At 72.7% G+C, this 26493-nt stretch carries 22 protein-coding genes and 2 pseudogenes; 11 read left to right on the top strand and 13 right to left on the bottom strand.

Features of this window, described 5'->3' with window-relative positions; translation table 11 throughout:
- Positions 1 to 71: 71 nt before the first annotated feature.
- Entirely contained in the window at positions 72 to 683 is a 612-nt protein-coding gene (locus tag ACFY04_RS08570) for a sigma-70 family RNA polymerase sigma factor (protein WP_030725819.1), read from the top strand.
- Entirely contained in the window at positions 680 to 1405 is a 726-nt protein-coding gene (locus tag ACFY04_RS08565) for an anti-sigma factor family protein (RefSeq protein WP_389115056.1), read from the top strand. Before ACFY04_RS08570 ends, ACFY04_RS08565 begins: the two co-directional genes overlap by 4 nt.
- Before the next feature lie 446 nt (positions 1406 to 1851).
- Here ACFY04_RS08565 and ACFY04_RS08560 read toward each other — a convergent pair whose 3' ends face one another.
- Complete coding sequence (locus ACFY04_RS08560; RefSeq protein ID WP_314241461.1) at positions 1852 to 2583, bottom strand: hypothetical protein; 732 nt, start codon at positions 2581 to 2583, stop codon at positions 1852 to 1854.
- Positions 2584 to 2959: 376 nt separating this feature from the next.
- Here ACFY04_RS08560 and ACFY04_RS08555 point away from each other — a divergent pair, with 376 nt between their 5' ends.
- From ACFY04_RS08555 to ACFY04_RS08535, 5 genes are all read left to right on the top strand, one after another.
- Positions 2960 to 3868: a RimK family alpha-L-glutamate ligase gene (locus ACFY04_RS08555; RefSeq protein ID WP_389115054.1), complete on the top strand. Its 909-nt coding sequence runs from the start codon at positions 2960 to 2962 to the stop codon at positions 3866 to 3868.
- The gene (locus ACFY04_RS08550) at positions 3865 to 4662 is read left to right on the top strand and encodes a RimK family alpha-L-glutamate ligase (RefSeq protein ID WP_389115053.1); all 798 of its coding nucleotides are present in this window, start codon (positions 3865 to 3867) and stop codon (positions 4660 to 4662) included. Before ACFY04_RS08555 ends, ACFY04_RS08550 begins: the two co-directional genes overlap by 4 nt.
- Before the next feature lie 105 nt (positions 4663 to 4767).
- Positions 4768 to 5622 carry a DMT family transporter gene (locus ACFY04_RS08545; RefSeq protein ID WP_389115052.1) on the top strand — a complete coding sequence of 285 codons (855 nt, stop codon included), beginning with the start codon at positions 4768 to 4770 and terminating at the stop codon, positions 5620 to 5622.
- 41 nt (positions 5623 to 5663) lie between these two features.
- Positions 5664 to 6719, top strand: a complete 1056-nt coding sequence (locus ACFY04_RS08540) for a zinc-dependent alcohol dehydrogenase family protein (RefSeq protein WP_389115050.1) — start codon at positions 5664 to 5666, stop codon at positions 6717 to 6719.
- A 364-nt stretch (positions 6720 to 7083) separates the two neighbouring features.
- Positions 7084 to 7233, top strand: a complete 150-nt coding sequence (locus tag ACFY04_RS08535) for a hypothetical protein (RefSeq protein ID WP_389115049.1) — start codon at positions 7084 to 7086, stop codon at positions 7231 to 7233.
- A 437-nt stretch (positions 7234 to 7670) separates the two neighbouring features.
- Here ACFY04_RS08535 and ACFY04_RS08530 read toward each other — a convergent pair whose 3' ends face one another.
- The 8 genes and pseudogenes from ACFY04_RS08530 to ACFY04_RS08495 form a co-directional block, all read right to left on the bottom strand.
- Positions 7671 to 8396, bottom strand: coding sequence for an Asp/Glu racemase (locus ACFY04_RS08530; RefSeq protein WP_389115442.1), 726 nt, complete (start codon positions 8394 to 8396; stop codon positions 7671 to 7673).
- Positions 8397 to 8475: 79 nt separating this feature from the next.
- Entirely contained in the window at positions 8476 to 9387 is a 912-nt protein-coding gene (locus ACFY04_RS08525; RefSeq protein ID WP_389115048.1) for a fumarylacetoacetate hydrolase family protein, read from the bottom strand.
- 20 nt (positions 9388 to 9407) lie between these two features.
- Complete coding sequence (locus ACFY04_RS08520) at positions 9408 to 10526, bottom strand: cupin domain-containing protein (RefSeq protein ID WP_389115046.1); 1119 nt, start codon at positions 10524 to 10526, stop codon at positions 9408 to 9410.
- Complete coding sequence (locus ACFY04_RS08515) at positions 10523 to 11572, bottom strand: carbon-nitrogen hydrolase family protein (protein WP_389115044.1); 1050 nt, start codon at positions 11570 to 11572, stop codon at positions 10523 to 10525. Before ACFY04_RS08515 ends, ACFY04_RS08520 begins: the two co-directional genes overlap by 4 nt.
- A gap of 19 nt (positions 11573 to 11591) precedes the next feature.
- Positions 11592 to 13895, bottom strand: coding sequence for an FAD-dependent monooxygenase (locus ACFY04_RS08510; protein ID WP_389115042.1), 2304 nt, complete (start codon positions 13893 to 13895; stop codon positions 11592 to 11594).
- Positions 13877 to 14266 (bottom strand): annotated as a pseudogene (locus ACFY04_RS08505) (acyl-CoA thioesterase); the annotation flags it as partial. The gene ACFY04_RS08510 and the pseudogene ACFY04_RS08505, both read right to left, overlap by 19 nt.
- Positions 14267 to 14380: 114 nt before the next feature.
- A pseudogene (locus ACFY04_RS08500) lies at positions 14381 to 15997 on the bottom strand (AMP-binding protein); the annotation flags it as partial.
- Positions 15998 to 16177: 180 nt separating this feature from the next.
- Entirely contained in the window at positions 16178 to 16621 is a 444-nt protein-coding gene (locus tag ACFY04_RS08495; protein ID WP_389115041.1) for an ATP-binding protein, read from the bottom strand.
- Positions 16622 to 16874: 253 nt separating this feature from the next.
- On the opposite strand from ACFY04_RS08495, the gene ACFY04_RS08490 reads away from it, so the two are divergent.
- On the top strand, positions 16875 to 17825 hold the full coding sequence (locus ACFY04_RS08490) for an alpha/beta hydrolase fold domain-containing protein (protein WP_389115039.1): 951 nt from the start codon (positions 16875 to 16877) through the stop codon (positions 17823 to 17825).
- Positions 17826 to 17940: 115 nt separating this feature from the next.
- Positions 17941 to 18696 carry a phosphatase PAP2 family protein gene (locus ACFY04_RS08485; RefSeq protein ID WP_389115037.1) on the top strand — a complete coding sequence of 252 codons (756 nt, stop codon included), beginning with the start codon at positions 17941 to 17943 and terminating at the stop codon, positions 18694 to 18696.
- A gap of 121 nt (positions 18697 to 18817) precedes the next feature.
- Here the strand turns inward: ACFY04_RS08485 and ACFY04_RS08480 are convergent, their stop codons facing one another.
- Positions 18818 to 19594 (bottom strand): MerR family transcriptional regulator, encoded by a 777-nt coding sequence (locus tag ACFY04_RS08480; protein ID WP_389115035.1) that lies wholly within the window; start codon positions 19592 to 19594, stop codon positions 18818 to 18820.
- A 195-nt stretch (positions 19595 to 19789) separates the two neighbouring features.
- Here ACFY04_RS08480 and ACFY04_RS08475 point away from each other — a divergent pair, with 195 nt between their 5' ends.
- Positions 19790 to 21022, top strand: a complete 1233-nt coding sequence (locus tag ACFY04_RS08475; RefSeq protein ID WP_389115034.1) for a serine hydrolase domain-containing protein — start codon at positions 19790 to 19792, stop codon at positions 21020 to 21022.
- 55 nt (positions 21023 to 21077) lie between these two features.
- On the opposite strand, the gene ACFY04_RS08470 is transcribed toward ACFY04_RS08475, so the two are convergent.
- The 3 genes from ACFY04_RS08470 to ACFY04_RS08460 form a co-directional block, all read right to left on the bottom strand.
- Positions 21078 to 22085, bottom strand: coding sequence for a LacI family DNA-binding transcriptional regulator (locus ACFY04_RS08470; protein WP_389115032.1), 1008 nt, complete (start codon positions 22083 to 22085; stop codon positions 21078 to 21080).
- 103 nt (positions 22086 to 22188) lie between these two features.
- Positions 22189 to 23772: a carboxylesterase/lipase family protein gene (locus tag ACFY04_RS08465; protein WP_389115030.1), complete on the bottom strand. Its 1584-nt coding sequence runs from the start codon at positions 23770 to 23772 to the stop codon at positions 22189 to 22191.
- Positions 23773 to 23884: 112 nt separating this feature from the next.
- Complete coding sequence (locus tag ACFY04_RS08460; protein WP_389115028.1) at positions 23885 to 24628, bottom strand: phosphatase PAP2 family protein; 744 nt, start codon at positions 24626 to 24628, stop codon at positions 23885 to 23887.
- A gap of 591 nt (positions 24629 to 25219) precedes the next feature.
- Here ACFY04_RS08460 and ACFY04_RS08455 point away from each other — a divergent pair.
- Entirely contained in the window at positions 25220 to 26473 is a 1254-nt protein-coding gene (locus tag ACFY04_RS08455) for an MFS transporter (RefSeq protein ID WP_389115027.1), read from the top strand.
- Positions 26474 to 26493: the final 20 nt, after the last annotated feature.

Genomic DNA, 26493 nt, shown 5'->3' with positions numbered 1-26493 from the left:
ACGTGAACCGAATCCGTCCCGGTGGCGTGTTCCGACCGCACCACATATGCGAGGAAGACGGAGAGGGTGAGATGGCCGGACCACTGTGGCCCCGCACTCGGCGGGGCTCGACCGATGAGGCACTGATCAAGTCGGTGTACGAGGAGCACGGCCACGCCCTGCTCGCGTACGCCACCCGGCTGACCGGAGACCGGGCCGCCGCCGAGGATGTCGTACAGGAGACGCTGATCCGGGCCTGGCGCCACTCCGAGGTGCTGGTCAACGGGAAGGGCTCGGTGCGCGGCTGGCTGCTCACGGTGGCCCGCAACATCATCACCGACCGCTACCGGGCGAAGGCCGCCCGGCCGCCCGAGGTCTCGGGAGCCTCGTCCGCTCCCCCGGTGGAGGCGGACCACGCCGATTCCGTGGTGGACAGCATGACGGTCCTGGGGGCCCTCGATCAGCTGTCGCCGGAACACCGCGACGTCCTGAAGGAGTTGTACTACCGACAGCTCAGCGTCGCGGAGGCGGCCGACAGCCTCGGCATCCCGGCGGGTACGGTCAAATCTCGCTCGCACTACGCCCTCAAGGCGCTGCGCGACGTCTTCAAGAGCGACGGATTCAGGGACATCGGTTCCAGAGAAGGAAAGCGATCGGGCAGGCCGCCCCAGCAGCCCGCCGGACTGCGTGAGGTGGTGGCATGAACCGGCAGAGGCACGAGGAGGAACTGCTCGGCCCCTACGTACTCGGCGTCCTGGACGCCGAGGAGATCCGCCGGGTCGAGGAACACACGAGCGGATGCGTGCAGTGCCGGGAGGAGGTGGCCGCGTTGCGCGAGATGGAGGCGGCTCTGGGCGAGGTGCCCGACGAGGCGTTCCTCGACGGACCGCCGCAGGGCGGTGACCTGCTGCTCCAGCGCACCCTGCGGCAGATGCGCGGCGAGCGGGCCGGTGATTCGCGCCGGCGGGCTGGGCTCGCGGGACTGGCGGTGGCTGCGTCGCTGGCCGCCGTGTTCTGGGCAGGAACCCAGCTGGGTACGGGCGATCCGGACGCCGTCGCGCTGCCTGTGCCGCCGTCCCCGACGGCCACGGCGAACCCTTCCCCGCCGCCCGCCGGGACCAAGGTGCTCTCCGCGACCGACAAGGTCACGGGTGCGCGGATGACCGTACAGATGACGCCCGCCACCAAGTGGGTGCGGGTGCATGCCGCGGTCACGGGCGTGCCGCCGGGCGAGCGGTGCCGGCTGGTCGTTGTCTCCAAGAACGGTACGCGCACCACCGCCGCCGGCTGGGTCACGGGCAGCCAGGGGAACGGCGAGGCCAAGGGCGCGGCGCTGGACGGATCGGCGGCCGTGGACCCGGCGGACGTCAAGGCGATCCTGGTCGAGAACGAGTCGGGCCGGACGTTCGTGTCCGTACCGGTCTGACCGGACCGGTACGACCGGGCCCGGTCGGTCCGAAAAAAACGGACCGCGGGCCGGAACGTGACGGAGCCCGGGAGCATATCCAGCTCCCGGGCTCCTGCGTGCCACCCAATTGCGCACACCGGCACGTTTAAGAGTCGCGGATCATTCTTAGATCGACGTGTTCTGCCTTTGAACTACCGCGCCATGAGAAGAGGCGCAGAGGGGACTTGAACCCCCATCCATCGATGATCGTCCACGCTCGGTCGATCCGGTGTTCGGCGGCGAATACTGAGACTGGAGCGATAATCTGAGTTTGAAGGGCCGCCTCTACCAGCTTGGGCCACCCCGGCTCGCAGTGCCGGGGGAGGGATTCGAACCCCCAACTGACACCCTCGTTCAGCTTCAACATCAGTTTCAGCTTGCGCTCTCGCGCACCCCCTGCAGACATACAGAGGGAGTCTTCGGGGCTACTTGAACAAGTAGCCGAACACCGCGTCGCCGACCCGGTGGTCGGTGACCTCGGCGCTGTTGGCCTCCTCGCGGGCGAACTTGACGGCCTGCTGGAGCTTCTCCACGCGGTCGAGCAGTTCGTTGACCCGCCGGGCGGGCAGCGCACCGGAGAACTTCACGGTCGTCCAGTACCCGACCGGAACGTCCTCGTAGTACACCTCGACCTGCGCCGGGTGCTTCTCGGTGGCCTCGGCCTTCACGTGGTTGCGCGGCACCTTCTTGGTACGGATGGTGCGCACCGGGTCCGTCTTCCAGGAGTCCGTGGACGGGTCCAGGTTCCAGGATTCGGAGGCGTCCAGCACCGGCAGCTTCCGCACGAAGGTGTGCATGTCGGTGAGCTGCTTCTCCAGGAAGAGCAGGTACGGCACGGGCACCTGCTCCAGCAGGACCGACCCGTCCACGACGACATCGGCGGCCGCGGTGCGGTTGGCCCAGTCCTTGGTGGCCGTCACGTCGAACAGCCGCGTCAGGGTCCCCGCCGTCGCCCGCAGCACGTCCTCGGCCTTGACCTGCACCCGGGTGGACTCGGGCGGCAGCTGCTCGCCCTCCTCGTCCTTGGGCTGGTAGGTCCGGGAGATACCTGCCAGCAGGGCGGGCTTCTGGACGTCGTGGTGAGCCTGGGTGAGCTCCTGGAGGGACTTGGACTTGACGCCCTTTTCCACTGCGATGATCTGATTCAGCTTCGGCACGTGATCAACCTAGCAGCCGATTGTCCGATCATTCACCCGGATTTCCGGCACTGCGGCCGGTCATGCGCACGGTGCGGTGGGTGCCGTTCACGCAGAGGCCGAGGAGCGGCTCGGGGAGGAACCACCCGCTGCCGGCGGCAGGTCGCTTCGCCGCGGAACCACCCGTCGCATCGGCTCGTCTTCGTGGCCGGGCAACCGCAGCAGCCCTGTCCGCCGATCGCCCCCGCCCCGGCCCCTCCCCCGTTGATCCGAAGCGGGCAGCGCACCAAGGAAGGCCACACGCGGACCGATCATCACATTGCGGTCCATGACATCCTGTGACGTCACAACTCGCCGGACGGTATCGGCGGACGTCCGGGGAATATGGGGAAGGTCCATGAGGCTCTGCTTCCTGGTGGAGGAGCACTACCGCCACGACGGCATGCCGAACGAGGTGATCCGGCAGCTGACCGCGTGGGGGCACCAGGTGGACGTCGTACGGCCGGGCGGCTCGCTCCTGCGCATGACCGAGGTGGTGGACGCGGGCGCGCACGACGCCTGGGTCCTCAAGACCGTGTCCGGCGGCCCGGGTCTGACGCTGCTCGAAGCCGCCGCCGCGGCCGGGACGACCACCGTCAACGACGCCCGCTCGATCCGTGGCGTACGGGACAAGGCGCTGGCCGCCGCCCTCGGGCGCGGCCGGGGGCTCCCGCTGCCGCCGACGTACGCCGTGGCCCGCCCCGAGTTGCTCAGGGAGATCCCGGCGGCGGAGTACCCGCTCGTCGTCAAGCCCGCCGACGGCAGCTCCGGACGGGCCGTGCACCTGGTGTCCTCGCCGGAGCGGCTGGAGTCGCTGCTGCCCGTGCTCGCGGGCGAGGGCCTGCTCATCGCCCAGCCGTACGTGCCCAACTCGGGCACGGACATCAAGGTGTACGCGGTCGGCGGGGAGCTGTTCGCGACCGAGCGCTGCTCACCGCTGCACCCGGACCCCTCGGTACGGGAGCGCCGCGTGCCGCTGTCGGCCGAGGTGGCGGCGATCGCCGCCCAGGTGGGGGCGGTCTACGGGCTGGATCTGTACGGCGTGGACGTGCTGCTGGGCCCGGACGGGCCGGTGGTCGTCGACGTGAACGACTTCCCGAGCTTCCGTCAGGTGCCGGACGCGGCCGCGCGGGTGGCCCGGGCGGTCCTGGAGCTGGCGCGGGCGGGCGGTGCCACGCAGCCGCCGCCGGCGCCCGTGGCGCTGCCCTACCCGCTGCCCCTGTCGATCCCGGCACAGGTCTCGGCCGTGGGGGGCGACGGCGCGTGAGGATCGGCCTGATCACCCCGGATCCCGGGCATCCGCTGCTGGCGGACACCACGGCCCTGCTGGCCCCGGAACACGCGGTCGAGGCCCTCGATCCGCTCACCCTCGGGGACGTGCCGCTGCCCCTCGCCGAGGTGTACCTGCTGAAGTCGCGGACACCGCACGCGCTGGGTCTCGCGCGCTACCTGGAACGGCGGGGGGCGGCCGTGGTGAACTCCGCCTCGGCCACCGCCCTGTGCCAGGACCGTACGGAGATGGCCGAGCTCGCCCTGCGGGCCGGGCTGCCCTTCGCCGCGACCCGTACGCACGGCTCCCTCGGGGCCTGGGCGGCCGGGGCCCGGCTCGACGCCCCCGTGGTGGTCAAGAGCCGGCGCAGCCGCCGGGGCGACCTCGTCGCCCGCGTCGACGACGTGGCACGCCTGCGGGAGCTGGCGCGGGAATGGCCGCACGAGCCGGTCGTGGTGCAGGAGTACGCGCCCAACAGCGGCTGGGACCACAAGCTGTGGGCCATAGGGGACCAGGTCTTCTCGGCCCTGCGCCGGTCCGAGCTCTCCCCCGGGGGCCGTGGCCCCACCCGTCCCCTGCCCCTCGCGGAACTGCCGTCCGGCTGGGCCGATCTGGTGCGCGAGGTGGGCGCGGTGTTCGCGCTGGACGTCTACGGCGTGGACATCATCGACACCGGCGGCGGGACACCGCTGATCGTGGACATCAACGCCTTCCCCGGGGTCCGGGGCCAGGCCGGCGCCCCGGAGGCCCTCGCGGCACTGGCCCTGCGCCGGGCCGCGGGGCGTGGCTGAGGGCTGTCCTGCCGGGCAGGTCCGGACGGGGGAATGCGCGGGGCACGACAGCCGTGGCCCGGTGTCGTGGCGCCAAGGGGCGGCGGGCGCCGTGAGGATCGGGGCATGGGCGTCGTCCTGCCGGTCCTCTTCGCGCTGTTCGCGGCGTTCAGCAACGCGCTCGCCACCGTGCTCCAGCGGCGCGCCGCGCTCACCGTGCCGCAGAACGACGGCTTCCGCCTCGGCCTGGTCCTCGATCTGCTGCGGCGCCCGCTGTGGATCGGCGGCATCCTGGCCGTGATCGCGGCGGGGGTCGGGCAGGCCCTCGCGCTGGCCACCGGCGCGCTGGCGCTCGTACAGCCGCTGTTCGTGCTGGAACTGCCGCTCGCACTGCTGATCGCCTCGCTGATGACGCGCCAGCGGCTGCCGCGGGCGCTGTGGCTGGCCGTGGCGGGGGTGGTGGCGGGGCTCGGGGTCGCACTCGTGGCCGCCTCGCCCATGGGCAACCGGACGGACGTGCCGCCCGAGCGCTGGGTGGTGGCCCTGGCGGCCAGCGCGGTCGTCGTGGCCGCCCTGGCCGTGGCCGGGCTGCGCCTCCCGCCCGGCCGGGCCCGGGCCGGCTGCCTCGGTGCCGCCACCGCCGTCTGTTACGCGCTCACCGCCGCGCTGATGAAGTCCGCGGTGCACGTCCTCGACGACGACGGCTTCGCCGCCTTCCTGACCACCTGGGAGACGTACGCCTTCGGGGCGAGCGGCATCTGCGCCCTGCTCCTGCTGGAACACGCCATGCAGGGCGGCCCGCTGGTCGCCTCGCAGCCCGCGCTGACCCTCGGCGACGCGAGCATCAGCATCGCGCTGGGGGTGGTGCTGTACGAGGAACACCTGCGGTCGGGCTGGTGGCTGCTCCCCCAGCTGCTGGGCATCGCCCTGATCTGCGTGGGCGTCCTGGCGCTGGCACGGGCCGGGGAGGGCGCGCCCTGAAGCCGGTAACGTGCCGGTCGGTCGAGCGGAGGGCGGGATCCATGCGAGCGGTGGTCTTCGAGCGGTACGGCGAGCAGGCCGAGGTACGGGAGGTGGCGGAGCCGGTTCCGCCGGCGGGCGGGGTGGTGGTGCGGGTGGAGGCCACCGGGCTGTGCCGCAGCGACTGGCACGGCTGGATGGGGCACGACCCGGACATCGTGCTGCCGCACGTCCCCGGACATGAACTCGCGGGTGTGGTGGAGGCCGTGGGGACCGGCGTCATGAACTGGCGGCCCGGCGACCGGGTCACGGCGCCGTTCGTGTGCGCCTGCGGCAGCTGCGCCGACTGCGCGGCCGGTGACCACCAGGTGTGCGCGCGGCAGACGCAGCCCGGGTTCACGCACTGGGGGTCCTTCGCCGAGTACGTGGCCCTGGACCACGCCGACGTGAATCTGGTGGCCGTGCCCGAGGAGCTCTCGTACGCGACGGCGGCCGGTCTCGGCTGCCGCTTCGCGACGGCGTTCCGGGCGGTGGTGGCGCGGGGCCGGGTGGCGGCGGGCGAATGGGTGTCCGTGTACGGCTGCGGTGGGGTGGGGCTCTCCGCCGTGATGATCGCGGCGGCGGCCGGGGCCCGGGTGGTCGCCGTGGACACGGCGCCGGGGGCGCTGGAGCTGGCGCGGAAGTTCGGGGCCGTGCACTGCGTGGACGCCCGGGACGGCGCCGACGCCGCCCAGGCCGTCCGGGAGGCGACCGGCGGTGGTGCGCACCTGTCCCTCGACGCGCTGGGATCACCGGGGACGGCGGCGGCCTCGGTGGCCGGGCTGCGCCGGCGCGGGCGGCACGTGCAGGTGGGGCTGCTGCCGGCGGCTGCCGGCGCGGCGGCCCTGCCGATGGACCGGGTGATCGGCTGGGAGCTGGAGATCCTCGGGAGCCACGGCATGGCGGCGCACGCCTACCCGCCGATGATGGAGATGGTCCGGGGCGGGGTGCTGCGGCCGGACCTGCTGGTCACCTCGACGATCCCGCTCGACGCGGCCCCGGCGGCGCTGGCCGCCATGGGCACGGCGGCCGGGCGCGGGGTCACGATCATCCTCCCCGGATCGGGCACCCGGGGCTGAGCTGCGATCGCCCGGTTCGGGCGGACACCATCCTCCGGGTACCGAGTGACGCCGCCGCCCTGTCCGCCGGAACCGTCCTGGGCCCGGGACGCCGATCGGCCCCGGCGCCCGGCGGGGCGGCAAACAAGGCGCCGGAGTGGGGCTGGAGCTCCGCACGTGTGCTCGGCTGCTTCGCGCTGACCGTCGTCGGCCTGGCCGAGTTCTTCCGACGCTCCGCCCGGCACCCCAACCCCGTGGTCGCGTTCTCGCTGTTGCGGGTGCGGTCCTTCAGCCTGGCGAACCTGACCGCGCTGGTCTTCAACTCCTGCTTCGGCGCGGTGCTCTTCTCCTTCACGCTCTGGTCGGCCTCGTCATCGGCATCTCGGTGTTCATCGCCGTGCTCGGCACCCCCGGCCCCGGCGCCGCCACCCTGGAGGCCTTCCGGCACGCCTGGTTCATCGCGGCCGGGATCGGCGTCCTGGCCCTGCTCGTCGGCCCGCTGCTCGCCAGGCGAACCGAGGCGGACGCCTCCTGAAGCCGCGCGGCGCCGCGTAGAACCGCCGGCGCCGCGCAAGGATGCCCACCGACCGCCGCCTGGAGCCCGGAACCCCCGCCGGACTCCAGGCGGCTTCGCCGTGTCCACCACCGGCCGGCGAGTCCTTGGACTCCGTCTGTATCCACGCGGCCGGCGACCGGCTCTGTACGGGCGTGAACCAGCGACAGGCGGAGGGGACCGGGTAATGAAATTCGAGGGCGGACTGGGAGTGAAGGCGGTCGCTCGGCGCGGTCCGCGGAGTGGAGCCGCAGCCCGTCGTCCCGCACGAGCGTGGTCGACACCGGTCAAGGCCTTGAACATGGCGAAGACCCCCGGTGCGGTGGGAACCGTCCAGGAACTCACCGCACGGAGGTCTTCGTGTCAGGGACCACTCGGACCCGGACCACTCGGTGCCGACGCTCCCGTGGGCCTGCCGGCTACCCCGGCAGCGGGGTTCGCGCGTACGCGCCCGACAGCAGGTGGCCCGCGCCCGGAGCCACCGCGTCCAGGTCCAGGGACCGGAGCATCTGGTGGGCCGTGCAGACCGCCGCGGACACCACCGGCTTGCCCAGGAGCTGCTCGGCCTCCTCGATGGCGCCGAGCGAGGGCATCTGCACGCACGCCGAGAGCACGACCGCGTCGGCGTCGGCGTACTCCAGTGCCCGCGCGAGGCCCGGCAGCCGGGCCGGGTCGTGGGCGGCGACGTCGAGGTTGTCGGGGATTTCGAGGGCCTGGTGGTCGAGGACCTCGATGCCCTCGTGCGTCAGGTAGTCCACGACGGTCTGGGTGAGCGGGCGCATGTAGGGGGCCAGCAGCACGATCTTCCGGGCGCCGATGGTGTGCAGCCCGTGGACGAGGGCTCCGGCGCTGGTGACGACCGGGGCGGGCGCGCCGTTCTCGGCGGTCCGGGTGTGCAGGCGCTGCTCCGAGGTGCGGTGGTAGCCGAGGCCCATGCTCATGATGGCCACCAGGCAGGCGTAGCCCAGTACGTCGACCCGGGCGTCGGAGAGTTCCACGGCGCAGCGGTCGGAGTCGGCGTCCATGGCCTTGAGCTGTTCCGGGGTCACGTGGGTCATGCGCATCCGGCTGGAGTGGAAGGTGAAGCGCTCGTCGGGTGCGACGGCCTGGCGGGCCCGGAGGATGGCCGGGACCTCCGTCTCCATGGTCACGTTGGAGCTCGGCACGATCTGGCCGATGCGGTAGGTGCGGGGTGACACGGGTACTCCTCTTTGCCCGGGCGGGTCAGCGGGCGTCGACGACGGGGTTGGTCAGGGTGCCGATGCCTTCGACCGTGGCCTCGACGGTGTCGCCGGGGCGCAGGAACTCGGGCGGGACCATGCCGGCGCCGACGCCGGACGGTGAGCCCGTCGCGATGACGTCGCCGGGCTCCAGGGTCATGCCGGAGCTGATGTCGGCGATGAGGCGGGCGATGGGGAAGAGCATGTGCCGGGTGTTCGACTTCTGCTTGGTGACGCCGTTGACGCGCAGCGAGAGGTCGAGGGCCATCGAGTCGGGGATCGCGTCGCGGGTGACGACCACCGGGCCGAAGGGGGCGTAGGAGTCCTGGCCCTTGGAGAAGAACCACTGGCCGGAGCGGCGCTGGTCGCGGGCGCTGATGTCGTTGACGATGCTGAAGCCGAAGATGTGGTCGTACGCCTCCTCCTCGGTCACCCGGAAGGCGGGGCGGCCGATGACGACGGCGAGTTCGCACTCCCAGTCCAGCTGAGTGGTCAGGTCGGCGTTGTGCAGGATCGGCGCCCCGGGGCCGGTGACGGCCGTGGCGGGCTTGCCGAAGAGGACCGGGCGCGGCGGCAGGTCCTTGTCGGTGTCGAGGCTGCGGCTGGACTCCTCGACGTGCTCTATGTAGTTGAGTCCGACGCCGATGATCTTGCCGGGGCGCAGGGGTGCGCGCAGGGTCACGTCTTCGAGGCGGTGGACGGCGCCGGCCGGCCGGCCGGCGGGGTCCGCGGCGAGCAGTTGCCGGGCCGCTTCCAGGGCGGTGGGCCCGGCCTCGATGAACGAGAGCAGGTCGTGCGGGAGTGTGACGCCGGCGTGGTCGGCGAGGACCGCGAGGTCGAGGACGAGGCCGTCGGACTCGGCGCCCAGGCGTCCGGTGGAGTGGTCGGGGCCGGTGGTGAAGGTCAGCAAGCGCATGTGCGGGGGCTCCTCGTGGGTCAGGCGGCGGTGGTGGGCTGGTGGCCGCCGTTGTCGGCGTACGCCTCTTCCCGGTGGAAGCCGAGCGAGCGCATGACGGGGAAGTCGTTGAAGGAGAAGAGGCAGGCGTCCTCGGACCGGTCCAGGTTGTGGTGCTCGTGCCAGGCCCAGGAGGGGACGCAGAAGATGTCGCCCTGCTTCCACTCGAAGCGCTGTCCGGCGATCACCGAGACGCCGTGGCCCTTGGCCGCCGTGTAGATCACCGAGCCTGTGTGACGGTGGGCGAGGGTGGCCTGGCCGGGGCGCAGCAGCTGCATGTGGGCGCCCATGGTGGGCATGACCGGGCCGCCGGTGACCGGGTTGGTGTACTCGGCGATGACCCCGTCGTACGGGGAGCCCTCGGTGGCCTTGGCCAGATTGCGCAGGGCCTCGTAGGTGGGCTCCCAGGGGAACGCCAGCAGCGGGGAGTACGGCCTGGTCCACTTCTCCACGCCATAGGGCAGCAGGTTCGCGCCGTACGTCAGCACGGAGGAGTTGATGACCTTGCCGGGGGTCTGGTACAGCTCGGGGTGGACCTCGTAGAACCCGGCGTCCAGGGCGTTGACCAGGGGGATGTCGAGTCCGTCCTGCCAGATGACGGGGGCGTCGTCGGCGTCGTTGCCGTGCTCGTGCCAGGTGCCGTTGGGGGTGATGGCGAAGTCGCGGGGGCCGACCTTCAGCTTCTGGCCGTCGACGATCGTCCAGGCCCCGGTGCCCTCGTGGACGAAGCGCAGGGCCGCGGCCTGGTGGCGGTGGGCGGTCATGGCCTCGCCGGGGCCCATGATCTGGAGCCCGGTGTAGAGGAGTCCGGCGGCGGCGCTGACGTCCTTGCGGCCCGGGTTGACGAGCATGACGACCCGGCGGCCGGCGTCGTCGCCCGCGACGAGGCCGAGGGCCTTGTGGACCAGGGGGCGCAGGTCCGCGTAGCGCCACAGCACGGGCACGGACCGGGGCTGCGGGTACCAGGGTTCGATGTCGTTGGCGACGGTCCACAGTGCGCCCGCGTCGAGGGTGCCGAGCTCCTCGTAGTACGCGGTGAGTTCGGGGGTGTCGGACACCCGGGCACGGCCGAGCATGGTGTCGTCCTGCTCGATGGTCATACGTCCTCCTCGGAAGCGGCGGGAGCGGCGGAAGCGGCCGGAGCGGCCGGAGCGATGAACGCCTCGGTGGGCGCGGTGGGCGCGGTGAAGGTGACCGGCGGCCTGGGACGGTTGTCCACTTCGAGGCGGAAGACGTCGAAGCGGTTGTAGTGGCCGACGATGTCGTGCATCTGCTTGGGCTGGATGCACCGGGCGAGGTCGATCTCGCCGTAGACGATGCCCTCCTCGTCGACGAGGGGCTCGGTGACCGGGCGGCCGTCCGGGCCGAAGATCCCGGACAGGGCGCTGCGCGGACGCGTGAACTGCCTCCGCAGCTCCTCGTCGTCCCCGGCGAGGGCGTCCACGATCTCCGGGGAGATGGTGGAACAGGCCACGACGGAGAAGACCTTGCCCTCGAAGCTGTGGGCGGCGGTACGGACGGCGATCGCGTCGGCCATGTCGTAGTCGGCGGGGGCGACGGGCAGGGCGATGTAGCAGGAGGCGTGGACGAGTTCGCCCTGCGCGAGGAGGGCGAAGCGGGCCAGGGTGTTGGTGTTCTCGCCGCAGGCCAGCGCGCCGAGCGGGCCGACCGGGGTGTCGTGGACGACCAGCGAGCTGCCGTCGCCGCCGGTCCAGGTGAGCTTCTCGGCCCAGGTCGGCACCAGCTTGCGGTGCACACCGAGGAGTTCGCCGTCGGGTCCGATGGTGAGCAGGGTGTTGTAGAGGACGCCGAGGCTGTGCGCGGCCCGCTCGTTGACCCCGATGACGAGGACGACGCCGTGCCGGCGGGCCGCCGCGCGCAGGGTGTCGACGTGCGGGCCGGGGATGTCGACGGAGGCGCGCTGGAGCCGCTCGAACCAGGGCGAGCCCTGGACCGGGTTCATCGTCCAGTTCCAGTAGGGGTAGCCGGGGACGAACACCTCGGGGAAGACGACGAGTTCGGCGCCGCCCGCCGCGGCTTCGGCGATCAGGGCGACGGCCTTGTCGACGGTGGCGGCGGGATCGAGGTAGACGGGCGCGGCCTGGACGGCCGCCGCCGTGAAGCGGGGCAGGTGGTCCCTGTTCATGTGCGTGGGCACCTCCGGCTCATCGGTGGGCGGGTACGGCTGCGCGGGGCAGCCAGCGGCGGTGGACGGATTCGGCGGGCTGCCGCAGGAGTTCGAGGCGCGGCGGGATCCGGTCGGTCCGCGCCGACGGGGGCCGCCCGCTGCCCGCCCGCCAGGCGCGTGCCCAGGGCGCGGCCGGACCCTGGTAGCCCTGGGCGGCGGCGGCGTGCAGGGTCCACAGCGGGTCGTGGAGCTGGGCGCGGCCGACGCCGCACAGGTCCGCCCGGCCGGCCAGGATGATCGAGTTCACGTCGTCGTACGTGGAGATCGCGCCGACGGCGATGGTGGGGACCCCGGTGGCGTTGCGGATGAGGTCGGCGTACGGAGTCTGGTAGCTGCGGCCGTACCGGGGCCACTCGTGGGCGACGACCTCGCCGGTGGAGACGTCGATGGCATCGGCGCCCGCCTCGGCGAGCGCGCCCGCGATCCTGACGGCGTCGGCCTCGGTGGTGCCGCCCTCGGCCCAGTCGGCGGCGGAGATCCGCACGAGGAGCGCCTTGCCGGCCGGCCACACCTCCCGTACGGCACCCAGCACTTCGAGGGGGAGCCGCAGCCTGCCGTCCAGATCGCCGCCGTACTCGTCGGTGCGCAGGTTGGTCAGTGGGGACAGGAAGCCGGACAGCAGGTGCCCGTGCCCGTACTGGAGTTCCAGCGCGTCGAAGCCGGCCCGGTCGGCCCGCCGGGCCGCGGCCACGAAGTCCCGTACGAGCGCGTCCATGTCGGCCCGGTCGGCCTCGCGCGGCACCGGGCCGCGCTCGTCCCAGGGCAGCGCCGAGGCGGCGACCGGCTGCCCGCCGCCGTGGGTGGCCGCGCGGCGTCCGGCGTGGGTGAGCTGGATGCCGAGGCAGGTGTCGGTCTGGCCGTGGACGAAGTCGGTGAGGCGCCGCCAGGCCGCCTCCTGTTCGTCGTTCCACAGGCCGGGGCAGCCCGGGGTGGCCCGGCCGTCGGCGGTGACGGCCGTCATTCCGGCGAGGACCAGCCCGGCGCCGCCGATGGCCTGCGTGCTGAGGTGGACGAGGTCGAAGTCGCCGGGGACCCCGTCGCGCGCGGTGTGCAGTGCGGTGGGCGGTACGACGACCCGGTTGCGCAGCAGCAGCCCGCCCAGCTGGTAGGGGCGGAACATGGGCGGCACGGCCGAGGAGCGGTTGACCGCGGTGGTGAAGCCCTCGTCGCGCACGCGCAGGTTGTCGTAGGTGACGCGGCGGCTGCGGGTGAGGAGGTTGAACGCGAACTGGTGCGGGTCCTGGCCGGTGTACCGGTCGATGTGCTCGAACCACTCCAGGCTGGCCTGGGCCGCGCGCTGGGTGGATTCCACCACCGGCCTGCGCTCGTCCTCGTAGGCGGCGAGGGCGGTCGGCACGTCCGGGTGCTCGTGCAGGCTGGCCGCGAGCACGAGGGCGTCCTCCATGGCGAGCTTGGTGCCGGAGCCGATGGAGAAGTGCGCGGTGTGGGCGGCGTCGCCGAGGAGGACGACGTTCTCGTGCCGCCAGGTCTTGTTGCGGACCGTGGTGAAGCGCAGCCACTTGGAGTTGTTGGGGATCAGGCGGTGGCCGTCGAGGTGGCCCGCGAGGAGTTCCTCGCAGCGCCGGATGCTGTCGTCGTCGCTGGTGCCGGGCGGATGGTCGCGGTCGGCGAACTCCTCGAAGCCGGCGCGCCGCCACGCGTCCTCCGCCATCTCCACGATGAAGGTGGAGCGGGTGGCGTCGTAGGGGTACGCGTGCACCTGGAGGGTGCCGAAGTCCTGCTCGTCCACGATGAAGGTGAAGGCCTCGAAGACCTTGTCCGTGCCGAGCCACATGTAGCGGCCGGAGCGCTCGTCGAGGTCGGGGGCGAAGGTGTCGGCGTAGGCGGCGCGGGTGGCCGACCGGACGCCGTCGCACGCCACCACCAGGTCGTATTCGGCGGCGAGTTCGGCTGCGGGCGGGGACTGGGTGCGGTAGCGGACGTCCACCTCCAGGTCGGCGCAGCGCCGCTGGAGGATCCGCAGGAGGTGCTGCCGGCCGAGGGCGGCGAAACCGTGGCCGCCCGAGGTGAGGGTGCTCCCCCGGTAACGGACGTCGATGTCGGCCCAGCGGGCGAACTCGGCCGACATCGCCTCGTAGATCTCGCGGTCGGCCTGGGCGATGCCGTCGAGCGTCTCGTCGGAGAAGACGACCCCGAAGCCGAAGGTGTCGTCGGGGGCGTTGCGTTCCCAGACGGTGACCTCCCAGTGCGGGGAGAGCTGCTTGGTGAGGGCCGCGAAGTACAGTCCGCCGGGCCCTCCTCCTATGACTGCGACGCGCACGGCGTGCCTCCTGCCGATGGTGCGGTGGTGAGTAGTTCCGGTTGCTGCGGTCCCGCCGTGCCGAGCAGTTCCCGTACCTCGGCGGGCCAGGGGGTCGACCCGGTGGCGTGGGCGGCGGAGTGGGCGATGACCATGCGGCCGGTGGCCGCCTCGCCGCCCCGCGCGCCCCGTACGGTGAAGGCGTAGTGCAGGGAGGCCGTGCCGACCTTGGTGACCTTGAGCTCGGTGCGCACGGCTTCCCCGAACCAGAGGCGGGCCCGGTAGTCGGCCTCGAAGTGGACCCGGGGCGTGCTGCCGAACAGGTGCGAGAGGCCCAGGCGGTGGAGCAGGACGGCCTCGGCCGCCTCGACCCAGCGCACGACGGTGGAGTGGTGGTAGTGGCCGGCGGCGTCGGTGTCGGTCCACTCGACGCGGCGTTCGACGACGACGCCGGCCGGCTCGGCGGGCGCCGGGGCGGGGGCCGCGTCGGGGGCGGCTTCGGTGCGGGCGCGTTCACGCAGTTCACCGCGCCGGAGCTTGCCGGTGCCGGTGCGCGGGAGCGCGGTGACGAACTCGACGGCGCGCGGGTACTTGTACGGGGCGATGGTCTGCTTGACGTGGGTCTGGAGCTCGCGGACGGTCGCCCCGTCGGCCGGGACACCGGCGCCGAGGACGACGTACGCCTTCACGAGCATGCCGCGGCGGGCGTCGGGGGCCCCGACGACCGCGCACTCCTCGACGTGCGGGTGGGTGAGGAGGGCCTTCTCGACCTCGGGGCCCGCGATGTTGTAACCGGAGGAGACGATCATGTCGTCGCTGCGGGCGACGTACCAGAAGTAGCCCTCCGCGTCGCGGATGTAGGTGTCGCCGGTGATGTTCCAGCCGTTCCTGACGTACGAGGCCTGGCGCGGGTCCTCCAGGTAACGGCATCCGGTGGGACCGGTGACCGCGAGGAGGCCGGGCTGCCCGTCGGGGACGGGGTCGCCGTTCTCGTCGACCACGGCGGCGCGGTAGCCCGGAACGGGGCGGCCGGTGGAACCGGGCCGGATGTCCTCGTCGGCCGCGGAGATGAAGACGTGCAGCATCTCGGTGGCGCCGATGCCGTCGATGATGCGCAGGCCGGTGGCGGCGTGGAACTCGTGCCACACCGCGGCCGGGAGCGGTTCGCCGGCGGACACGCAGCGGCGCAGCCCGGCCAGCCGGTCCACCGCCCCCGCCTCCATGATCGCGCGGTAGGCCGTGGGCGCGGTGAACAGCACGGTCACACCGTGCTCCGCGACGAGGTCGGCCAGCTGCAGCGGGGCGGCCTGCTCGATCAGCAGGGTCGCGGCCCCTGCGTGGAGGGGGAAGACCACCAGCCCGCCGAGCCCGAAGGTGAAGGCGAGCGGCGGTGTGCCGGTGAAGACGTCGTCCGGGCGGGGTTTGAGGACGTGCCGGGAGAACGTGTCGGCGTTGGCCAGGACGTCGCGGTGGAAGTGCAGGGTCGCCTTCGGGCGGCCGGTGGTACCGGAGGTGAAGGCGATCAGCGCCACGTCGTCCGCGGCCGTGACCACGGTGGTGAACCGGCCGTCCTTGGCGGCGCAGCGCGCGGTCAGGTCCTCCGGCTCGGGCCCCCCGTAGGTGAGGACCGGCAGGTCGGGCAGACCGGGGCGGCGGCTCGGGTCGAGCTCGTCGGCGTAGCGGTGGTCGCACAGGGCGAGCGAGGGCCGGCTGATGTCGGTGAGCTCGGCGAGTTCTCCGGCGCGCAGCAGCGGCATGGTGGTGACGGCGACCCCGCCGGCCTTCAGGACGCCGAACCAGGCGGCGACGAGCCAGGGGTTGTTGGGGCCGCGCAGCAGGACGCGGTTGCCGGGCCGGAGGCCGAAGTCCTCGGTGAGGACCTGGGCGACCTGGTTGGCGCGGTGCTGCAGTTCGCCGTAGGTCCAGCGCTCGGTCGGGGTGAGCAGACAGGGGCGGTCGGGGCCGTGCCGCTCGACGGCGTCGTCGAGCAGGCGCCGGGCGCAGTTGAGCCGGGCCGGGTACTCCAACTCCGGTAGTTCGAAGTGGAGTTCGGGCCAGAGGGGGAAGGGCGGAAGCCGATCACGACAGAAGGAATCGGCGTACGCGGAAGGGGAGAGCTCCATGGGGCGGCACCTCAATCAGGGAGCAGCGGGGAGATGAGTGCACGGTATGTCGAATATTTGGCGCTCGTCAACATCTCGCTATATCGCGTGGCGCACAGGACCTCTCGGTGCGCCTTCCAGGCGACATCCGCGTGCCATCCGGGCGGCTTCCGAGCGCCCTCCGGGCGCCCGCGACACGACTCAGGACACAGGGACGCGCACCCGGACCGCCTTGCCGAACTCATGGGCCACGACGGAGAGTTCACCGCCGAGCTCGGCCATCAGCAGCTGCACCATCAGCAGCCCGCGCCCGCCCTCGGACTCCGGGTCGACCTCCGACCGGGGCGCCGGCAGCCGCGGCAGTCCGGCGCCCCGGTCGGCGACCTCCAGCCGGAACCAGCCGCCACCCTCCGCGACGGCGACCCGCATCCGCCCGGCGCCGCCCGCATGCCGCACGACGTTCCCGACCAGTTCACTGACGGCCAGCAGCAGGGCGTCCACCACGTCGGCGGGGACCCGCCAGGCGTCGAGGGTGGCGCGCACCCGGGACCTGACCTGCGGAACGCTCGCGGCGACGGGGTCGGAGACCCAGTGGACGAAGCTGCGGACCGCGGGAACCGCAGAGGTGTCGGGGATGGTGAGCATGACGTGCTCCCAGAGGGGGAAGGTGGCGCCGCCACTGCAGTAGCTCGTGTAACTGATCCCGAATCTGGATCGTTCCTGGGCTTGTGGTCAGCGGAAACGCGTCGCTAGAGTCCTTGATTACACGTGTAACAAGCTACGCCGCCCCCGGCGGCTCGCGCAAGCATTCCGGACAAACGACGCGAAGCCTGCGTCCGCCCCATCCGTCACACAGCAACCGCTCCACCGGGACACCGCCGACATTGGAAGGGCCGCAATGACGCAATCTCCACCCGCCGAGATCGACATCGCCGACATGACCTGGCCACCCCCGCCGTACCGGTCCCCCGTACCGCCCGTGACGGGCGCGGACGGCGTCCGCCGCTTCGACGGGATCACCTACGCGACCACGCCCGGCTACCGCCCCCGGCTGCTCGACGTACAGGTGCCCGCCGGCGAAGGCCCGTTCGCGGCGATCGTCTGGATCCACGGCGGCGGCTGGCTGGACGGCGACCGCCGCTACCCGCCGCCGACCGTCCCCGCCGGCCTGCTGCACGGGGCGGTACTGGCGGCCGGGATCGCACTCGTCTCCATCGACTACCGGCACAGCCTCGAAGCACCCTTCCCGGCCCAGCTGCACGATGTGAAGGCCGCGATCCGCTACGTCCGCGCGTTCGCCGGCGACCTCGGCATCGACCCGGACCGGATCGGCGTCTGGGGCGAGTCCGCGGGCGGTCACCTGGCCGCCCTCGCCGGCCTCGTCGGCCCCGACAGCCCGCAGGGCGCGGCGCTGGAGGGCACGCAGGGCGTCGGCTCCGGCGAGACCGGGGTGCGTGCCGTCGTCGACTGGTACGGCGTCTCCGACCTCGTCACCCTGGCCGAGCACCCCATGCCGGTGATGCCCGGTGCGGATTTCCCCGATCCCTACGAGGCCCTGCTCGGCGCCACCGTCACCGAGCGGCCGGACCTGGCGCGGGCCGCGAGCCCGGTGACGTACGCGGAAGGCTCTGTTCCGCCGCCGTTCCTGCTGGTGCACGGGACGCACGACGGCCTGGTCCCGTACAGCCAGAGCGAGGCCCTCGCCGCGGCTCTGGAGAGTGCCGGGGGCGAGGTCACCCTGCAGCCCGTGGAGGGTGCCGACCACATCCTCCTCGGCTCCACCGACATCCCCGCCATTGTCGAGGGGGGCGTGGCCTTCCTGGCCCGGCACCTCGGCTCGGGAGCCTGACGGCGCCGGTCCCGCACGCCTGTTCCACCGCGGGGGCGCGGTCACGGCCGCGCCCCCGCGTTCCCTTCACAGCGCACCCGGCCGCGGGCCCCCGCCGCGGTCACGAGAGGCAGCCATGTCCGGCAACCCGACCGCCGCCACCCCGCAGGGCAGACCCCGCGGACCCCACCGATCCGCTGGGACCGGCCGACGCCCCGAGACCGGTGCGCCGCGCGGCCACGGCGTCCTCATCACGGGTCTCCTGCTCCTGGGGGCGGCCGCAGCACCCGCACTCGTCGTCCGCGCCGACGTCGCGCATCCGCCCTTCCAGGGGCTGGACGACCGGTGGCTGATATGGATGGGCGGCCCTCACGAAGGGCTGTACCAGGCCGCCGCCACGGCCCTGGACCTGTTCGGCGGGCCGGTCGGGGCGCTCCTCCCGCTCTCCCTGCTGATCCTGCTGCTCGTCCGCAGGCGCTGGGTCTCGGCCGGCTTCCTGCTCGCGGCCAGCCTCGGCGGCAACATGCTGGTCATCCAGGGCCTCAAGCACCTGGTGGACCGGCCGCGCCCGGCCGACCCGCTGGTCCGCGTCGACCACGGTTCCTTCCCGTCCGGCCACGCGGCGACGGCGGCGCTCCTGGTCGTCGTCCTCGGGGCCCTGCTGGTCCCGGCCGCCCGGCGGCGGGCGTGGTGGATCGGGGGCGCGTTCTTCACGCTGGCCATGATGTGGAGCCGGACCTGGCTCCACGCGCACTGGCTCAGCGACACGGTGGCCGGGGCCGCGGCGGGCGCGGGGGTGGGACTGCTGGCGTGGTGGCTGTTCGGTCCGGCACTCGCCCGGGAACGAGCCCGCGACCGCCGGGGGGCGGCCGCGGGCGCGGGTACCGCCTGAGCGGGCGGCCGTCCGGCATGCGCGCCGGCCGGACCGCGCACGGGCCCGGGCCGGCTTCGGCCCCCGTGGCCAGGGTGTTGCGCGACTACGGCAACGGGTCGACCGGGTGACCGGTCGCCCGTCACTGATACGGGATGTCGATGCCGGCCGCGCGCAGGTTCGTCTCGACCAGTGCGTTCAACCGGGCGATGGCCGGCGCCCGGTCCTCGCGGTGGTGGTTGACCAGTCCGTACCGGGAGGCGGTATCGGCCCGGCCCCGAGACCCCGTCGGCATCGTGAGCAGTGCCCGGTCCGCCAGTAGCTTGTCGGTCAGCAGGGACGCCAGCTCCTCGACCCGCGGGTCGTCGGGATCCCAGGACGCCGCGTCCGCGCCGCGCTTGGCCAGCTCGACGTACTCGGGATCGTCGAGCGAGTGCCGGAGCCGGGTCAGGAAGCTGTCGAAGACCTCCGGGATCAGTGCCCGGGCCAGCACCAGGGCTTCGCGTTGCGCAGCCACGTAGTCGGGACCGAAGCCGAGATCGGTGAGTCGGTCCAGGACCGCGCAGGCCCGGTCGGGCAGCAGGGCACGGTCGCCGCTGGTGAGTCGGTGCAGCGTGTCCCGGCGTGCGATCAGGCCCTCGATCCGTTCGGTGAGCCGGCGATGGACGTCGTCCAGGGCCTCGGCGAACCTCTCGGGATCGGCGTCGAGCAGGTCACCTGCCTCGGCCAGCGGCACGCCGGCCGAGGCCAGGGTCCGGACCTGGACCAGCCGGAGCAGGTCGGCCGATCGGTAACGCCGATAGCCGGAGCCGTCGCGCTCCGGCTCGGCGACCAGGCCGAGCCGGTGGTAGTGCCGCACGGTCTTGATCGTGACGCCGGCGAACGCCGCCGCCTGACCGATCGTGAGCCCGTCTGCCATCGGCTCAGCACACCTCCTGATGCTGGGGGTTCCTGGCGATCACAGGGGCGAGGGTAGCTCGCGTCCGTTCCCTCGCGTCGTCCGGCCCATGACCGTGACGGGTGTTGACCTTGACCTTGGGTCAGGGTGCAAGTTCATCGCACGGCCGCCTCGAAGGGGCGGCCGGAGATCCGACACCGTGAACAAGGGGGACGCATGAGGGGAAAGAGCGACAGCGGCTTGTCCGAGGCAGGGCTGCGCAGACTGCGCGACGTGCTGACACGGCACGTCGAGTCCAAGAGGATTCCCGGGCTCGTCGCCCTGGTCGGCCACGGCGGCCGGACCTTCGTCGAAGCGGTCGGGACGATGCGCCACGACGGTGGCGCGCCGATGCGCCGGGACACGATCTTCCGGATGGCGTCCACGTCCAAGCCGGTCACGATGGCGGCGGCGATGATCCTGCTCGACGAGTGCCGGCTGCGGCTGGACGACCCGGTGGACCCGTGGTTGCCCGAACTCGCCGACCGGCAGGTGCTGAAGCGGCCCGACGGCCCGCTGGAGGACACCGTTCCGGCGCGGCGGCCGATCACCGTACGGGATCTGCTGACCTCCACGTTCGGGCTCGGAGTGGATTTCGAGTGGATGGACTCCCCGATCCGGGCCGCGACCTTCGAGCGTCTCGACTACAGCGTGGCATCCGGGCCGGCGCCCGGGCCGGACGAGTGGATGCGCCGCCTCGGCGAGCTGCCGCTGTCGTACCAGCCCGGCGAGCGATGGCAGTACGACCTCAGCAACGAGGTGGTCGGCGTGCTGGTCGCCAGGGTCGCGGGCCGGTCGCTGGAGTCGTTCCTGCGCGAACGCGTCCTCGATCCGCTGGGGATGAAGGACACCGCCTTCCACGTGTCCGCCGACCGGATCGACCGGCTACCGCCCCTGTACGGGCCCGATCCGCAGACCGGAGAGTTCCTCGTGTGGGACGAGGCGGCCGGCGGAAGGTCCAGCCGGCCCCCGGCGTTCGAGGGCGCCGGCGGCGGGCTGGTCTCCACCGTCGACGACTACCACGCCTACTTCCGGATGCTGCTGAACCACGGCACGCACGGCGGCGAACGGATCCTGTCCCGGGCCGCCGTCGAGCTGATGACCACCAACCGCCTCACGTCCGGGCAGCAGGCCGCGCGGGACGCCATGTACAGGAACGTCGCCCATATGACGGTCGGACAGGGACTGCACGGCGGCTGGGGCTTCGGAATGGCGGTACGCACCCACCCCGGCGGCTACGCGCCCGTCGGCCAGTTCGGCTGGGACGGCGGTACCGGCACCACCGCCTACGCCGACCCGGGCCATCGGCTCACCGGAGTCCTGCTCACCCAGGTCGGGATGTCCACCCCGGATTCGCCGCGGCTCCTCCACGACTTCTGGACCACGCTCTACCAGGCCGTCGAGGACTGACGGAGGCCGGCAGACCACCAGACCAGCAGGTCAGGAGGTCAACAGGTCAACGGGGTCAGGACGTCCGGCGGTGCACCAAGACCGGCTGCACGGCCGGCACCGGCGCCGCCGTGCCCGTCTCGATCAGCTCGTGCACCGCGTCCGCGATCTGCGCGGCCGACGGCATGTCCAGCCGGACCGTGGTGAGCGCGGGCTGCTGGAGTGTGGAGAGGACGAGGTCGTCGCAGCCGACCAGGGCGACCTCGTCGGGCACGGTGATGCCCTCGGCCCGCAGCGCGTGCAGCAGCAGGGCGGCGTACTCGTCGTTGTAGGTGAAGGCGGCGTCCAGGCCGAGGCTTCGCCAGCGCCGGGCGAGTGCGCTCGCGGACTCCCGGGTGTAGGACAGCTCCAGCGGGGTGACGGTGGCCATGTGCCGGGCCGCCACCGACTCGGCGCCCGCGAGGCGGGGCTCGGCGAGGGTGCCGAGGCCGCGTTCCTGGGGCATGACCACGCCGATCCGGGTCCGGCCGCGCGCGATGAGGTGCTCGGCCGCGGTGACACCGATCCGGGTGTGATCGAAGCCGATGGTGTGCACCCCCTCGACGGGGTGGGACGCGAAGGCCAGCAGGCCGCGCACCCCCGCGCGGACCAGCACCTCGGCCGCCTGGGCGGTGAAACGGTCGCCGTCCAGGGCGACGACGGCCGCGGGGCGCAGTTCGGCCCAGGCCCGGGCGGCGTCGAGGGGGTCGGCGAAGCGGCCCGCGTGCAGGACGGCCGTGTACCCGTAGCGGTCGAGCTCGCTGTGCAGATCGTCGACCCAGTCGCTGACGAGGCGGCCGACCGCGGAGATCGACGAGGGCATCAGGACGAGGTTGCTGCGGCCGGCCCGCAGGGACCGGGCGGCCGCGTGCGGTACGTAGCCGAGCTGCTTGGCCGCGTCGAGCACCCGGGCACGGGTGCCGGCGCTCACCCGGTGACCCTGGGTGTCGTTGAGGACGAAGGAGACCGTGGCACGCGACACCCCGGCGAGGCGGGCCACGTCGGCGCTGGTGATGGATGCCGGGACGTGTGTGTCTCTGGTCATGACGTCCCTCGACGCTCCTTCTGCTCGGGCCGAGCATCCGATCGAGCACCGGTTCGCGCACCGGCTTCGCTCGGGTGGCTCCTTCCTTCTCAGGTTACACGAGTCAAATCAAGGGGGCGGGGGTGTGCAGGAGCCTGGAGGCTCCCGCGAGGTCGTCGAGGGCGGTCACGACCGAGTCGAAGCGCATCGTGGTGCGGGTGCGCGTGTCGTACGGCCGCCACTGCGGCAGGTCGGGGTGGTTGGGGTCGCCGGTGCGGACGAAGGCGATCCAGGCCCGGTGCATGGCGTACGCGAGGCCGTCGCGGACGGCGGGGGCGAGGCCGGCCAGGAAGGGCGCGTGCGACCACTGGCCGAAGTTGTCGAAGACGAAGGGGAGTTCGAGGCAGTGCGCGGCGCCGAGCCGGCCCTCGTACGCAGGGGTGGGCAGGTCGAACTGGTAGGCCCATACGGGACTGCCCGTCTCGCCGCGCGCCTCGGCCAGCCGCACCGCCGGCACCCGGAAGAGCTCGTCCGTGACGAGGTCCATCAGGACGTCGGCGGGACGGGCTCCGGGCCGGGCCCGCTCGTACGCCGCGTACACGCCCTCCGCGGCTTCACTCCCGAAGGTCTCCGCGATCCGGTCGGTCACCTGCTCCCGGGTGGCGGCGGCGTACCCCTCGTCGAGGGCGAAGCCGAAGTTGGCCTCCTCCCGCGTCCAGCCGATCATGACGTCGACATCGGCCGCGGCCCCGCTCAGCAGGGCCTCGGCGGGGTGGCCGCAGAGGGTGACTCCGTCGATCACGGGCAGGAAGGGCGTCGGCCAGTACCCCCATCGCATGGTCTGCGCGAACAGCCCGGCGCCCGCTCCGATCAGCTCGGGCCAGGGCAGCGTACGCAGCTCCGCCAGATCCTTGGCTCCGGCCAGCTCCAGGTAGGCCGCGGTGCGCTCCAGGTACGCCGCCGGGCCGGGGAGGTCCAGGCCGAAGGGCGGGCTCTGCAGGATCACCCGCCGGATCAGGCCCTCGGCCTGCGGGTGTCCGGCGAGGGCGGCGGTGGACACCGCGCCGCCGGACTGCCCGGCGACCGTGACGCAGTCCGGATCGCCGCCGAAGGAGGCGATGTTCTCCTTCACCCAGTGCAGGGCGGCGAGCTGGTCGGTGAGCCAGAAGTTGCCGCCCTCGGCGCCCTCGCCGCCTTCCCCATTACCGTCCCCGTCCCCGTCCCCGTCACCGTCCCCGTCACCGGGGTAGAGGTAACCGAGCGGCCCGATGCGGTAGTTGATGCTCACAACGACGAGGTCGCCGTCGCGCGCGAAGGTCTCGCCCGAGTAGCCGGGCAGCGAGCCTGAGCCGGACACGAAGCCGCCGCCGTGGATCCAGACCAGGACCGGGCGCCGGGCGTCGTCGACGGCGGGCGTCCAGAGGTTCAGGGTCAGGCAGTCCTCGTCGAAGGGGGGTGACCCGTGGCCGCCGAGCACCGGGTCACCGCCCTCCGTGTACATCTGCGGCGCGCTCGGGCCGTCGGCGGTGGCGTCCCGCGTGCCGCCCCAGCCGGCGTGCGGCCGCGCGGGCCTCCAGCGCAGGTCACCGACCGGCGGAGCGGCGTAGGGAACGGCCCGGAAGACCGTGACCCCGCCCTCGTTCGCGCCGCGCAGGCGGCCTGCTGGCAGGTCCACCACCGTCCGGTCCTGGCCTGGGGAGTGAGGCATGAGCCGTTCCTTCCTCGCTGCCGCGCGCGGGGTGCGCGCCGCCGATCGAGACTATGGCGTAAATTTGCCGAACGTCAATGTTGCTCAATAATTCGAGCTCCGGGGTGATGCCTCACAGCCACAGACTGTTCGAAGCCATCCGCTCCGACTCCGTCTCCAGCAGCGGAGCGAAGGCCCGCCACAGGACGAGGCAGGTGCCGGCGCCGACGAGGGCGCCGGCGGCGGTGTCGCTGAGCCACTGGGCGTGGAGCCAGGTCCGGCTGCCCATCATGGCGAGGACGTACGAGGCTCCGAACGCCCACCACCAGCGTCGCGCACGCGGCGGGAACACCACCACCGCAACGGCGACCACCAGCGTCACCGCACTGAACACCTGCCCGGACGGGTACGAACCGTCGTTGACCAGCACCAGCGGGTGCGGCGGACGCGGCCGGTCGGCCAGCTGCTTGAGGGGCAGGAGCACGACGAGGTTGGCGACGACGGTGACCGTGAACACGAACAGCCCCGAGCGCCAGCGCCCGTAGACGCACAGGCAGCCGATCACCAGCAGCGGCAGGACCATGCCGAGCGGGCCGCCGAGCCGGTCGAGGACGGTGGTGAAGCCGCCGAGGCCGTCACTGCCGCCGGATCCCCCGGCGGCGGAGTCGTTCACCGAGGCCGCCCAGCGGTCGTCGAGCCCCTGGAAGAAGGGCCGCCGGTCCAGCCGGAGCAGCAGCCCGGCCAGCAGCGCGAGGACCAGGAGGGCGATCCCGAGGCCGAGCGCATGACGCGGCGGGGCCGCCGGAAGGTGATGGCGGGGCGGGCGGACCGGCAGGGGCGGCCGGGACGGTGGCACGAAGGAGGGCGAGGGGAACATGGCGGGCCTTTCGCGGTCGTCTCCCCAAGCGGTGGGGGCACGCGGAGAGCAGGCACGGGACGGTGGAGCGCAGGGGAGGGCGCCGGGGAGCGCCATCGGGGCACGTCAGCAAGGGACGTCATCGGGGAACGTCTTCGGGATACGGCAGCGGGGTGCGGCCGGAAGTCACGGGAACGCGGCGGCCGGCGCACGGCACCCGGCGACGCCGGGGCGGGCGGGAAACCCGCCGACGACAGGATCGTCGCGGTGCGGCACGGAGTATTGCCGATGCGTCACGACCGCCACAAGAGCAAGAGGGTTTCTCGACACATCTGCCGCACCCGGTGGCCGCGAAGGAGTGGTTACACGTCATGCCACGCCGACTCCCCCGACGGTCACGATCTGCACAACGACGCGCCGTAGGACCTGGCGGAGCCCGGAAATGGGTGCTACACAGTGTCCACCGCACTTGGTGACACGTGTAACAACATCACGTTACGAGCGACGTCCGCCACCGCACGTCCCGACGGCGACGCCGTCCCGCGCCCGTTCATGGGCCGCCCCTCTCTCCCTCGCACGCCACCTCCCCGCTCCGTCCCCCGAGGAGTCGTCATGGCCACGCCCGAAGTCGTCGAACCGTCCGTACCCCCGACCGGGGAGCCCGCCCCCCGGCGAGGTCTCCTGCCCCTCCTGCTGGTCGCCAACTCGGCGATGATGGCGCTCTACATGGGCGTCGGCTCCGTCCTGCTGCCCACCCAGATCGCCTCGATCGCCCCCGACGACAAGGTCGCCGTACTCGGCCTGATCGGCGGCGTCAGCGCGGTCTTCGCCACCGCCTTCAACCCCATAGCCGGCGCCCTCTCCGACCGCAGTGGTCGCCGTAACCCGTGGATCATCGGCGGTGGCCTGGCCTCGCTCGCCCTCCTCGCCGCCCTCGGCAGCGCGACCACGGCGCTGCTCGTCGGAATCGGCTGGTGTCTCATCCAGGCGACCATGAACGTCTTCCAGGCGGCGGTCACCGCGATCGTGCCCGACCGGATCCCCGCCGCCCGCCGGGGCACCGCGTCCGCTCTGGTCGGGCTCGGCCTGCCCATCGGCGGTACGGCCGGCGTGCTCATCGCCTCCCAGACCGCGGACCAGCTGCGCACCGGCTACCTCGTCCTCGGCGCCGTCGTCGCCGGGTCCGCCCTGCTGCTCAGCGTCTTCTGCCGGGACGTCCCGCGCACCGAGCCCGCCGCCGAGGCGCCCGCCAGACCCAAGGGCGCCCAACTGGCCGCCTTCCTCTCGGCCCTGGCCAACCACGACTTCCGGTGGGCCTTCATCGGCCGGGCCCTGATGGTCCTCGGCTACTTCTCCGTCGTCGGCTACCAGCTGTACATCCTCGGCGATCACATCACGCTGCCCGAGGGACTGACCCCGCCCGCCGCGATGGCCGTCCTCACTCCGGTGTCGATGGTCGCGATGGCCGTCTCGACCGTGGTGGGCGGCCTGCTGTCCGACCGCTGGAACCGCCGCAAGGTGTTCGTCGGCGTATCGGCGGCCCTCGCCGGGCTCGTCATGGTGGTCCCGGTGATCAGCCCGACCTGGACCGGCATGCTCGTCTTCAGCGCGCTCAACGGGCTCGCCTTCGGCTGCTTCATGGCCGTCGACACCGCGCTCGTCACCCTGGTCCTCCCGCGGGCCGAGGACGCCGCCCGCGACATGGGCGTCCTCAACATCGCGAACGCCGGGCCGCAGATCATCGCCCCGTTCGTCGCCTCGGCCGTCGTCACCGGCCTGGGCGGATACACCCCGCTCTTCCTCGTCGGCGGGGCCCTCTCGCTGGTCGGCGCACTCGCCATCCTCCCGATCCGCAGCGTGCGCTGACCCCCTCCCCCGGGCCCGCC

Origin of the sequence: Streptomyces sp. NPDC001549, from assembly GCF_042894025.1 — a bacterium.
GTDB classification, from domain to species: Bacteria; Actinomycetota; Actinomycetes; order Streptomycetales; family Streptomycetaceae; genus Streptomyces; species Streptomyces kutzneri.
The sequence above is the reverse complement of the archived record's forward strand: the minus strand, read 5'-3'. Positions and strand labels throughout refer to the sequence as shown.